Below are 11733 nucleotides of genomic sequence, written 5' to 3' on the forward strand. Positions count from 1 at the left end.
CCTTTCAATGCTTGAAGTTCGAGAAGTATTCAAAAGCTACCCAACCCCCCAAGGTCTTTTGCCGGTGTTGCAAGGCATCGACCTGACCTTGCCCCCCGGCAGCAGCTTGGCGCTGATGGGCGAATCGGGCAGTGGCAAGAGCACCTTGTTGCACCTGGTTGCCGGCCTGGACAAGGTCGATCGCGGCAGTATTCGCAGCGGCGGGTATCGGCTCGACGGCATGAGTGAACATGAGTTGGCGAACTGGCGGCGCACGGAAATCGGCCTGGTGTTCCAGCAGTTCAACCTGATCAGCAGCTTGCCGGTGGAAGACAACCTGGCGTTCCAGGCGCGCCTGTGTGGGCGTTTCGACGCGGCCTGGCAAACGCATCTGGTGCAGCGGCTCGGGCTGTCGCAACTGCTGCGGCGTTATCCCGAGCAGCTTTCCGGCGGGCAGCAACAACGGGTCGCCCTGGGCAGGGCGCTGGCGTCACGTCCGCCGTTACTGTTGGCCGACGAACCCACTGGCAATCTGGACGAAGCCACCAGCGACGAAGTGCTGAAGCTGTTGCTGGAATTGCTCGACGGCAGCCCGACCAGCCTGTTGATGGTCACCCATAGCCAGCGGGTGGCGGCGCGCCTGGCCCATCGGGTGGTATTGCAGGGCGGGCGCCTGGCAGAGGCGACCCAGGGGTGATGATCGTTCGCCAGACCCTCAAGGCGCTGCTCAGCCATTGGCGCCGGCACCCGGTGCAGTTTTTCAGTGTATTGACCGGGCTTTGGCTCGCCACCAGCCTGCTGACCGGTGTGCAGGCGTTGAACAGTCAGGCCCGCGACAGCTACGCCCGGGCCAGTCAGTTGATCGGCGGCGAACCCCAGGCCAGCTTGAGCGCCCCCGGCGGTGGCACGTTCGCGCAGCAATGGTTCATCGACCTGCGCCGCCAGGGCTGGCCGGTGTCGCCGGTGTTGCAGGCGCGAGTGACGCTCCAGGGGCACGAAGACCAACGCCTGCAACTGATGGGGATCGACCCGGTGTCGCTGCCGCCGGGTTCGGCTGTGGCGGGGCAGGCGCGGGAGATTGCCGAGGTGGTGGAATTTTTCACAGGTGCCGGCCACACCTGGATTGCACCGCAGACATTGCAGGCCCTGGGGTTGAAGGAAGGCGACCGCCCCCGCACCGTTGACGGCCAGGCCCTGCCGCCCTTGCACGTGCAGCCGGACATGGCCCCGGGCGTGCTGCTGATGGACATCGGTTTTGCTCAAGCGCTACTTCGGATGCCGGACCAGCTTTCACGATTGGTACTGCCCAGCACCTACACCGCCGCCTTGCCCGAGGCCTTCAACGGGCTGTTGCAATTCAAGCGCGCCGAGGACGAAAACAACCTGTCGCGCCTGACCGAAAGCTTCCACTTGAATCTCGACGCACTGGGGTTTTTGTCCTTCGTGGTGGGCCTGTTCATCGTCCATGCCGCCATTGGCCTAGCCCTGGAGCAACGCCGCGGCCTGCTGCGGACCCTGCGGGCTTGCGGCGTCAGCGCGCGGGTGCTGATCACCAGCCTGGCGCTGGAACTGGGCGCACTGGCCCTGCTGGGCGGGATCGCCGGCGTGCTCAGTGGTTATTGGCTGGCCAGCCTGTTGTTGCCTGATGTAGCGGCGAGCCTGCGAGGTTTGTACGGCGCCGAAGTCCCCGGACAACTGAACCTCAGTCCCTGGTGGTGGTTGGGCGGTATCGGCCTGGGCCTGCTCGGCGCTGTACTGGCCGGCGCCCAGAGCCTGTTGCGCGCCGCTCGCCTGCCGTTGTTGGCCCTGGCCAATCCCCAGGCCTGGCACCAGGCCCATGCGCGTTGGTTGCGGCGCCAAGGTGGGGTGGCGCTGTTGGCGGCGCTGGTCGCCGCGTTGGCGCTTGCCTGGGGCGACAGCCTGGCGAGCGGTTTTGTCCTGATGGCCGCATTGTTACTGGGCGCGGCGTTGGCCTTGCCGGTGTTGCTCAACGCCGTATTGAACCGACTGCTGCGCCGCAGCCGTTCGGTGCTCGGCCAATGGTTCCTCGCCGATTGCCGTCAACAACTGCCGACGTTGAGCCTGGCGCTGATGGCGCTGCTACTGGCGTTGGCGGCGAACATCGGCGCTGGCAGCATGACGTCGGGGTTTCGCCAGACGTTCAGTGACTGGCTCGAGCAGCGACTGACCGCCGAGCTGTACATCAACCCGCAAACGCCGGCCCAGGCGGCCGAACTGCACGACTGGCTCAACCAGCAACCCACGATCACCGCCGTGTTGCCCAACTGGCAGGTGTCGATGCCGTTGCAAGGTTGGCCGACGGACATCTACGGCATCATCGATCACTCGTCCTATCGCCAGCACTGGCCGTTGCTGGAGTCCGCCGGTGACCAAGCCTGGCAGCAACTGGCAACAGCCGACACGCTGATGCTCAGCGAACAACTGGCTCGGCGCCTGAAGGTGCGGATCGGCGACCGCTTGAACTTGCCGACCCCGCAAGGGCCCTGGACCCCAAGGGTTGTCGGGATTTATGCCGACTACGGCAACCCCAAGGGCCATGTGCTCATCAACGCCGAACATTTACGGGCGCATTGGCCGCAGCTTGCACCCAATCGCTTCAATCTGCGTATCGAGCCGTCGGCCATCCCCCCGATGTTGGCGGCGTTGCAAGACCGCTTCAACCTGGATGACAACCGCATTGTCGATCAGGCTCGACTCAAGGGCTGGTCTACCCAAGTGTTCGAACGCACCTTTGCCGCCACGGCGGCGCTTAACAGCTTGACCCTGGCGGTGGCTGGCGTTGCGCTGTTCATCAGCCTGCTGACCCAGAGCCAGAGTCGCCTCAGTCAGTTGGCGCCGTTATGGGCATTGGGAATCACGCGGCGGCAATTGATGCTGCTCAACCTCGGGCAGACCTGGCTGCTGGCGTTGCTGACGCTGCTGCTGGCCCTGCCGCTGGGCATTGCCCTGGCCTGGTGCCTGGACGCGGTCATCAATGTCCAGGCCTTTGGTTGGCGCCTGCCATTGCGCATCTTTCCGATGCAGTTGGCGCAGCTGCTGGGCCTGGCGATGTTCGCCACGCTGCTGGCATCGGCCTGGCCGCTCTATGCGTTGTACCGCACGCGGCCGGCGGACCTGCTGAGGACTTTCGCCCATGAGGATTAGAATCGGCCTGGTGTTGCTGGCGCTGCTCGGCGGTTGTGACAACACAACGCCTCCGGACAAGGGCTTTGCAGGGCTGGGTACCGAGGCTGTCGCCTTTACGCCGGTGGTACCTGGGCGCGTGTTCAGCTTTCCAGCCGATCATGGTGCGCATGAAGGCTTTCGCATCGAGTGGTGGTACGTCACCGCCAATCTCAAGGACGTCGAGGGGCGGGATTTCGGTGTGCAGTGGACGCTGTTCCGCAGCGCCCTGGATGCCGCGCCTCCGGCCAGCGGTTGGCGCAACCAGACGATCTGGCTCGGCCATGCCGCCGTCACGTCCGCCACCGTCCATCACGCCGCCGAGCGCTACGCCCGGGGTGGAGTGGGGCAGGCCGGGGTGCGTACCACGCCCTTCGAGGCCTGGATCGACGACTGGCGATTCGGTACTCAAGCCGCTGGCCCGGACCCGCTCGCAGACATGCAGTTGCAGGCGCGCGGGCCGCGCTTCAGCTACGACCTGCGGCTGACGTCGAGCCGTCCACTGGTGCTGCAGGGCAACCAAGGCTTCAGTCAGAAATCCGAGCAAGGCCAGGCCTCGTACTATTACAGCCAACCGTTTTTTCGAGCCGGAGGTCACTTGGAAATCGATGGCCAGCGCTATCAGGTCAGTGGCCCGGCCTGGCTCGACCGGGAATGGAGCAGCCAGCCCTTGACGGAAAACCAGACCGGGTGGGACTGGTTTTCCTTGCACTTGGACAAAGGCGAGCACGTGATGCTCTACCGCATGCGCCACAAGGACGGTGAGCCGTACCTCACCGGCACCTGGATTGACGCCCAAGGCCAGGCGACGACACTGGCCGCCAGCCAAATCAGCCTCACACCGCTGGACACCGCCGAAGTTGCGGGAAGGCCCATGCCAGTGAGCTGGTCAATCAGGATTCCCGGCAAGCAATTCGATATCACCACGCGAGCCCTGAACCCCAATGCCTGGATGAACCTTCGCATCCCGTATTGGGAGGGGCCGGTGCAACTGAGCGGCAGCCATGGTGGCACCGGTTATCTGGAAATGACGGGGTATTGATTCGTCGGAACTCCCTGCGTTCATCGCCCCTCATACCTATGAATGCCTCGCGGGAGTCCGTCATGAGCGATGACATCAAACAACCGTCGCTGGCCAACTGGCAGCGGCTATTCGACGACAAGGCCTATTGGCAGGAGTCGCCTGATGCTCATTTCACCGAGCTGATGCGGCTCGCCGACGACCTGTTCGGCCTGGGAGAGATTGACCTGGACCGGTGGCAAGATTTGAAAACCAAGGCTGAGGAGCTCCACCAACGCTCGCCAGATGCCAACGTTGCCGAGGAAATGGCAGACCCCGACGCTTGATACCTTTCAAGCCAACCCAAGGAGTTCGTGATGAAGTCCAGCCATGATCAAACCCAGCAGAACCCCGACGCCCCGGCCTTGCCCGGTGAAGTGGAGCGTGACAACGACGCTTTGCGGCCCAACGACCCGGCCAAGCGCGAACAGCAGCAGGGCAACCCCGATGCGCAGGAAACCGACGCGCAGAAAACAGCAAGGCGCAAATAACGCTGCCGGGAGCAGGCTGCCTTGCCGTCCTCATGAAGAATAATTTAAGCCTGGCTCACGCACATCCCTCGCAAGCTCCACTATCATTGTTTGCGTTCGCCCAGTGCCAGGCTCTTTACCAGTGCATGGAATGCCGAGGCCGTCGCACTGGGCGAACACCCGTGAGGCTTAGCTTGTGACTGGGGTGCGCCAGTCATCGGAGCCCGAAGTGCCGCTCACCTCGTGGGTCCAGGTGATCTTGCGGTAGGTGAAGTGGACGTCCTCCAGATGGGTGAAGTGGCTGTTGCCAGGGTCCTGGCAATTAAGCATGTAGTCGTTCATATCAACGATGATCGCGTCTTCCAGAGTGGTGGTGTAGTAGTGTTCCTGGGTGCCCGCGGCCGAGGTGCGATACCACTGGATTTCGACTTTCGTCAGCCGTTCGCCGCTGGTCAGGGCTGCCTGGAGCAGCGGCGAGGCCTTGTCGAACACCTTGGTGATGACCAAGGGTTTGTGTATGCGCTGGCCGGTTGGCTGCCCGGACTGAGGGTCGCGGGGGATAGTCACCTGGTGCTGGAAACCCTGCACCATGATCTGGTCTTCATGACCTTCCTGATAGGTATTGCCCACCGAGTCGGCGGTGAACGCTCCGGCGGTGATCAGACCTTGTTTGGTGCCTTCGATGGACATGTAAGCGGGGGTAGCCAATGGATGCTCTCCTTCCTGGATAACGGGATGCCGGGGCGGGAATCGTCCCGAGGCGGCTGACCGTTATCAAGAGCTATGCCATCTTTATAAAATGTTTAAAAATCAATCAGTTGTAGGTTTTCTGCGATTGGGTATAGCGGCAAAGTCGCGAAATTCACGCAGAAGGTTGCACCGCGCTCCACGTTCCATTGCCCACGCAGCGCAGGGCGCCTGCCTCGGGCAACGAACAGCAACGACAGGGCATGGCCGATGAGCTGTTGTGCCATTTCCTGCTCTTTATTCGTGGCTCGCTTGCTGAGCGCCCAACGCCAACAGGCATTCCTCGAGGGAGCGCTTTTGTGTCTCGGCGTACAACCCCAACTCATCGATGGCCGGCCGTCCCAGTGCAGTTTCGAACGCTTGTCGATTGGATTGCCCTGCGTAGTGACTCTGGGCGGCGTCGCCAAGGTTCGACTGGAATATCCCGGCGGCGCTGACCGGCAGGAAATCTTCGTAGACCAGCGGTTCGGCGCGCAGATAGCCCTGTTCCAACAGGCGTTCCAGCGAGACATTCGGTTCCATCGCGCCTTTGGCGGCAAGCCCCGCCGGCGTCACGAAATAGCGGAAGTAAGCCAGCGCCTGTCGGCGCAATGATTGGTGATCATCGGGAAACTGAGCAAAGTGTTCGGCCATCAGCGCGTTGTAGCGTTCGGCATTGGCTTCATTGGGAAATCCGCCCAAGGCATCCCGCGCAGCATTCAAAAGTTGGTCGTAGAGCGCCCGTCCTTTTGGCGTAAGAGCCGCGCCACGTTGTTCGATTTCCCCGAAACGGGCGCTGTGGCTGCCCTGGGATTGGGGTTGGTCAGTGAACGCGACGGGTTCATCGAGCGCCTTGAAGCTGGTCTGGCGCAGCAGGATCGGGCACCGGCGACGCGGTGGCCCCTCGACCACCGCTTTGGGCGTGATGCCATGCAGCGGCATCTGGGCCTGGACGACGTCTATGTCCAGAGTCCGCGGTGTGAGGTGGTTGATGTGCGGCCCCTTGAACGCCACGACATCGGCGATCAGGCGATGCTGGGCGCTGAGTTGTCGGTATTGATCGGCGGTAACGGTGGCGCTGTGGTGCCAGCGAAAAGTCTCCAGCGCTTGCAGGACAAAATCGTCAGCCTGGGGTTGCGTCAGGCCGCCCTGGCGTTCGGCCAGATCGATCAGTTCAAGGGCGCCCGGGGTGAAGATTTTCCGTCTGGCCAGCACCGACTCGGCAAAGGTCCGCAGTTCGCTGTTTTCGATCAATTCCAGGCGCAACAGCGACGTAAATACTCGGAACGGGCTTATTTGCAGCGACTTTTCATGAACGGCGCGGAAGGCCGTTGAGTGCACTGGCACCCCAGCCGGCGTCAGGTCGTAGTAACCCACCGGCTGCATGCCCATGACCGCGAACAGCCGGCCCAGCATCGCCAGTTCCGGGGCGGTGCCGACGCGGATCGCGCCATGGCGTTCCATGTCCAGGCGTTGAAGTTCGCCGGTGCTGCTCAGGTGCTCGGCCAGTGATGGGTCGTTGGCCAGTGCCTGGGCGTTGGTTTGCTCCACGAGGTTCATCAATGCCCCATACAACGGGACCTCGTCGCGGTACATGTCGGACATCGCCTTGGAGAAGCGTTGGCGGATCAAGTCGGGGCTGACGAAGCTCATCGTAAGGATTCCTGGCGAGGGCTGTGGGAAAGTTGGACGAAAGATCGCAGCCTTCGCCAGTGCCGGCAAACGAAGAATCTTCAGGACTTCATTCTGCCAAGGACTGATGGGTGGCTCATTTCAGCCCTGCATCTTCCTCACTGCCCTAATCCCTCAAGAAAGTCCCGATACAGCGCCGCGGTCTTGCCGGGTTTTTCAACCATGGGCATGTGCCCTACGCCTTCCCAGATTTCCACTCGCAGGTCGGCGATGCCCTTGCTCCACACCGGCACACTGCTGACGTCGATCAGCCGGTCCTTGCGTCCCCAAAGCAGTAATGACGGTGCGCGGATATCGTCCAGGCGAGGCTCCATCGCCGGGCTGGCGCGCAAGTCGACGAAAATTTCCGCCAATTCCTCCCGGCGCTGCTCGTAACGCTGGGCCAACGCCGCGAGTACAACGCTGGGCAGCCACGGCGGGGATGCCATGGTCATGGCGTAGAAGGGCGCAAAATCATCCCGGGAGTGGACCAGAAACGGGTTGTGGCCGGCGGCCAGGTGACGCTCCATGTCGCTGGGCTCGGGAGCAGTGACGCCGGCCGGGTCGATCAGCGCGAGGGTCAGCACTCGTTCAGGCGAAGTCGCCGCCAGCCACGCCGCAAGGTGGCCGCCCATGGAGTTGCCGATGACGTGGACCTTGTCCAGGCCGCAGGCATCGAGCAGTTCGATGACTCGCCGGGCCTGGGTCGGGATGTCGTAGCCGCCGCCGGCCTTGAAGCCGGTTTCGCCATGGCCGGCCAAGTCGGGTATGACCACCCGGTACTGGTTGACGAAGTGCCGGGCGAAGCGCAGCCACAGGTTCTTGTCGGCGCTATAGCCATGCAACATCAGGATGCTGCCGGAGGCTTCGTAAGGCCCGCCTTGCCAGGTCGACACGGTCATTTCGCTGATGGGCACGGTGATTTTGTGCAGCCGATAAAGGCGCGCTTCCAAGGCCATACCCAGGTCGTACAACACATGTCCGATGCCTGGATACGTCAGCCAGCTCCAGACGATGAACACGGCGAGGACCACCCACAACACCAGCATGTCTTTACCTCCATGGGTCATGGTGGATTCGACCCGCCTCCTGAGTCGGCGGCGTCATTACGTAAGTGAAGCTCAAACCTGGGGATACCGCGACGACGGGGCGGGTTTGCTGTGAAACACGCGATGTCGGCCAGCGAATCTCCTTTTTCATGTATAGCCAAGATTCATGGAGAACGTTGAAAGCGTCAGTGGTCGAGTCGGCCGGCGGTAGCGCACTGGCTTTTGCGGCAAGGGAGCTTGCTCCCGCTGGGCTGCGCAGCGGCCCCAAAAGGGCCTGGCGTGGTGATCAGGAACACCACGTCGGCCGTTCAACGACTGCTGCGCAGCCGAACGGGAGCAAGCTCCTCGCCACAAAACCGAGTTCGCTTTTTGATTGTGGCGTTTAATATACCCAAACCTCCACCCGCCGATTCCGGACCCTTCCTTCGTCTTCGCTGTTGGCCGCCACCGGCATCAACGCGCCGAATCCGCGTACCTCGCGCAAGGTCACGCCGTATTTGACCAGTTCGCGCCGCACCGCCATGGCCCGAAGCCTTGACAGCAGGTCGGCTCGCGCCGGGTCGTCCTTGAGATCGCCGAAACCTACCAGGGTCACGCGCCGGTCGGCCTTGCCGTGCTGCTTGATGTAATCGAGTACGCGGCCCAGGTCTTGTTGGGCCTTGTTGTCCAGGCTGGCACTGCCTTCTTCGAAACGAAAATTCACCGTCAAGCGCTGGGCATGGCGGCTCAGGGCCTGATAACCCTCTGGCATCAGCGCGTTGGGGGTGACGGACATCGCTTGTACGGTCTGGGCAATGAACCCGTTCCCTGCAACGATGGCCTGGCCCTGTTCGCTTTGGGTGAAATCGACCAGAGCCTCGGCCCAGGGATTGCTTTGCAGAGGGGGTAGGTAAAAGAACAAACGTCGGGACAGGGGATAGTCCTCGGTGGCAATCAGGTTGTTCAGCGGCAACATCGGCTGGGAATCGCCGTCGACAATTGCCAGGGGCTTGGCCTGCCTTACGTAGGGCAAGCCGATAAAACCGATACCCTGCGGGTCCTGGCTGACAGCGTCCGACAACTGCTCACTGGATTCGAAGCGCCGAGCTGTAGGATCCAGCTTTTTCCCTTGTCGGTTGAGTACCAGTTCCTTGAAGGTATCGTAGGTCCCGGACTGCTCGTCCCGCGCATACAGGTGGATTGCCCCGCCGACACTGCCCACGGCTTCCCAGGTTTTCGCCTCGCCACTGAAAATGCGCGCCAGTTGCCGGGTGTCGAGCTGTCGCAACGGGTTTTGTGGATGAAGAATGATCGCCAGGCCGTCGATGGCGATGACTTGCTCGGCGGTAGGACTTTTCAGGTCTCCAAGGGCCGCCAGGTCGTGCAGTTCGCTGTCCTTGACCGGCCGGGAAGAGGCGGCCAGGTCGGCGTTGGCTTGCTTGAGGGCGGTGAATCCGGTGCTGGAGCCGTGGGCGGCGATCTCGACTGAGACTCGCTGGCCTTCGGCGGTTTGTCCGACGATGCGTTGCTCGTTGTCGCGGCCGGTAATTTCAGTGCTGACCTTGAGCAATCCCTGGTCTTCCATCAGGCCTCGGACCAGGGCCGGCCCCAACGCCGCGCCAATGGTGTTGGAGCCCTGCAGGCGCAGGGCGGGGCCGTGTTCAGGAATGGGCAAACGGCCGGCCCATGCCACGCACGGCAGCCAGAGGCCCAGGAAAAACACAACGCACAGCCGCATGCCGGCCACCTTCTGACCTTGGGAAATGCCGGAAGATTAAGTCAGTCGGGTTACTGAAAGATGACAGCGGTGCGACGCCGGCCAATAACCGGCGCAGCAACTGTGGCAGCGAGCCTGCTCGCGATGACGGCAGCACAGTCAGTATTGATGTGGCAGATAAACCGCTATCGCGAGCAAGCTCGCTTCCACAGGGCAGCCTTTGGAGGGAATCCGAAGGCTGGGATTCAGTTCAATTCCAACCAGATCGGCGCATGGTCCGACGGCTTTTCCATGCCCCGCAGTTCATAGTCCACGCCGGCGTCCTTGACCCGTGGCAGCAAGCCCTGGGACGCCAGGATCAGGTCGATGCGCAGGCCGCGCTTGGGTTCGTCTTCGAAACCACGGCTGCGATAGTCAAACCAACTGAAGCGGTCGGTGACGTCCGGGTTCAAGTGGCGGAAGCTGTCCACCAGGCCCCAGTTCTTCAGGCGAGCCATCCATTCGCGCTCTTCCGGCAGGAAGCTGCATTTGCCGGTCTTCAACCAGCGCTTCATGTTGTCCGGGCCGATGCCGATGTCGCAATCCTCGGGGGAAATGTTCACGTCGCCCATCACCACGACCGGTTGGTCGTTGCTGAAGCGGGCTTCCAGCAGTTGTTGCAAGTCGCTGTAGAAGCGTTCCTTGGCTGGGAATTTGGTGGGGTGATCGCGGCTTTCACCTTGTGGGAAATAGCCGTTCATGATGGTCACCGGCACACCGTTGGCATCGGCAAACGTGCCCCAGATGAAGCGCCGCTGGGCGTCTTCGTCGTCGGTCTCGAAGCCTTTGTGCAAGCTCAGCGGAGGCTGGCGAGAGAGCAGGGCGACACCGTAATGGCCTTTTTGCCCGTGGTAGTGCACGTGATAACCCAAGGCTTGCACCTCGGCCAGTGGGAACTGTTCATCGTGGACCTTGGTTTCCTGCAACCCGATCACGTCCGGCTGGTGCTTGTCGATCAGTGCCGCCAACTGATGGGGACGGGCTCGCAGGCCGTTGATGTTGAAGGAGACGATCTTCATGGTCGGCTGTCCTGGCAAAACTGCGATGCTAGCTGACATGTGGGAGCGGAGCCAGCGTGGCAGTAGGACAAATGCACTGCTAATGTCCTTGGCATGTAGGAACGATCGCAACCCTGCCGGGTTCGTAGTCAATAAGAGCAGGGCCTCACCGAGCCCGCCCAGGAGACGCAACGCCATGCCCGAAACCGCCACTGCTGATATCCACATGCTCGACAGCGGTTATTCCCGCGAAGCGCGTTCATTGCTGTATCAGGCTTATCGCCACGAGCCGACCTTCAGCTACCTGTTCGAGTCCGAGCGTCCCGGTTACGAGCAGCGGGTGCGGGCGACCGTGCGAGAGCTGGTCAAACAGCATTTCTTCCAGGATCTGCCGGCGATCGGTCTGTTGGTGGACGATCGCTTGATCGGCATCGCGCTGATTGCCCCACCGCAGCGCCGCCTGGGCATTACCGAAAGCTGGGCCTGGCGCCTGCGCATGGTCTTGAGCACCGGATTTCGCTGTACCCGGCGGTACTTGGAGTACCACGCCGCGGTGCTGGCCTGCCTGCCGTCGGAGGCGGTGCACGTATTGCCGTTGTTGGGGGTTCATCCGCAATTCCAGGGCAAACACTACGGTGAGCAGTTACTCGAAGCAGTGCATAACTGGTGCGCCGTGGACGAGCATTCCCAAGGCGTGGTGCTGGACACGGGTAATTCCCGTTACCTCGAATTTTATAAACGCCAGGGTTACGAGGAAATTGGCGAAGTCGCCGTAGGACCGATCCGCGAGCATGTGTTCTTTCATGCGAACCCGCAGGTTCTGCGGAGCGCGACGGCTTAATCAGACGAACTTTTGGGAGTC

12 protein-coding genes are annotated in these 11733 nt (G+C 62.0%); 6 read left to right on the plus strand and 6 right to left on the minus strand.

All coding sequences use genetic code 11. The annotated features are described in order from the left end of the window. Positions 1–7 precede the first annotated feature (7 nt). From J3Q04_RS09355 to J3Q04_RS09375, 5 genes are all read left to right on the plus strand, one after another. The gene (locus J3Q04_RS09355; protein ID WP_420765801.1) at positions 8–676 is read left to right on the plus strand and encodes an ABC transporter ATP-binding protein; all 669 of its coding nucleotides are present in this window, start codon (positions 8–10) and stop codon (positions 674–676) included. Continuing rightward, positions 676–3144 (plus strand): FtsX-like permease family protein, encoded by a 2469-nt coding sequence (locus J3Q04_RS09360; protein ID WP_434611626.1) that lies wholly within the window; start codon positions 676–678, stop codon positions 3142–3144. Before J3Q04_RS09355 ends, J3Q04_RS09360 begins: the two co-directional genes overlap by 1 nt. Next, positions 3134–4204, plus strand: coding sequence for a lipocalin-like domain-containing protein (locus J3Q04_RS09365; protein ID WP_434606673.1), 1071 nt, complete (start codon positions 3134–3136; stop codon positions 4202–4204). The genes J3Q04_RS09360 and J3Q04_RS09365 overlap by 11 nt, the downstream gene beginning before the upstream one ends. 62 nt (positions 4205–4266) lie before the next feature. Further along, entirely contained in the window at positions 4267–4509 is a 243-nt protein-coding gene (locus J3Q04_RS09370) for a hypothetical protein (protein WP_420765803.1), read from the plus strand. Positions 4510–4539: 30 nt separating this feature from the next. Next, positions 4540–4713 carry a hypothetical protein gene (locus tag J3Q04_RS09375; RefSeq protein WP_420765804.1) on the plus strand — a complete coding sequence of 58 codons (174 nt, stop codon included), beginning with the start codon at positions 4540–4542 and terminating at the stop codon, positions 4711–4713. A gap of 168 nt (positions 4714–4881) precedes the next feature. Here J3Q04_RS09375 and J3Q04_RS09380 read toward each other — a convergent pair whose 3' ends face one another. From J3Q04_RS09380 to xthA, 6 genes are all read right to left on the minus strand, one after another. Further along, complete coding sequence (locus J3Q04_RS09380) at positions 4882–5400, minus strand: Hcp family type VI secretion system effector (RefSeq protein ID WP_420765805.1); 519 nt, start codon at positions 5398–5400, stop codon at positions 4882–4884. A 95-nt stretch (positions 5401–5495) separates the two neighbouring features. Beyond that, the gene (locus tag J3Q04_RS09385; protein WP_434606668.1) at positions 5496–5666 is read right to left on the minus strand and encodes a hypothetical protein; all 171 of its coding nucleotides are present in this window, start codon (positions 5664–5666) and stop codon (positions 5496–5498) included. A gap of 10 nt (positions 5667–5676) precedes the next feature. Further along, positions 5677–7071, minus strand: coding sequence for a 2-oxoadipate dioxygenase/decarboxylase HglS (gene hglS / locus J3Q04_RS09390; protein ID WP_434606666.1), 1395 nt, complete (start codon positions 7069–7071; stop codon positions 5677–5679). A gap of 137 nt (positions 7072–7208) precedes the next feature. Next, positions 7209–8138 carry an alpha/beta fold hydrolase gene (locus tag J3Q04_RS09395; RefSeq protein ID WP_420765808.1) on the minus strand — a complete coding sequence of 310 codons (930 nt, stop codon included), beginning with the start codon at positions 8136–8138 and terminating at the stop codon, positions 7209–7211. Between the two features lie 382 nt (positions 8139–8520). Next, complete coding sequence (locus J3Q04_RS09400) at positions 8521–9855, minus strand: substrate-binding domain-containing protein (RefSeq protein ID WP_434606664.1); 1335 nt, start codon at positions 9853–9855, stop codon at positions 8521–8523. 224 nt (positions 9856–10079) lie between these two features. Beyond that, a complete protein-coding gene (gene xthA, locus J3Q04_RS09405; protein ID WP_434559689.1) occupies positions 10080–10892 on the minus strand; it encodes an exodeoxyribonuclease III in 813 nt (270 codons plus the stop codon). A gap of 175 nt (positions 10893–11067) precedes the next feature. Between xthA and J3Q04_RS09410 the strand changes: the two genes are divergently transcribed. Next, a complete protein-coding gene (locus J3Q04_RS09410; RefSeq protein WP_420765811.1) occupies positions 11068–11712 on the plus strand; it encodes a GNAT family N-acetyltransferase in 645 nt (214 codons plus the stop codon). Positions 11713–11733 lie beyond the last annotated feature (21 nt).

The sequence above is a fragment of the Pseudomonas sp. D4-21 genome, from assembly GCF_051132125.1.
Lineage (GTDB): Bacteria > Pseudomonadota > Gammaproteobacteria > Pseudomonadales > Pseudomonadaceae > Aquipseudomonas.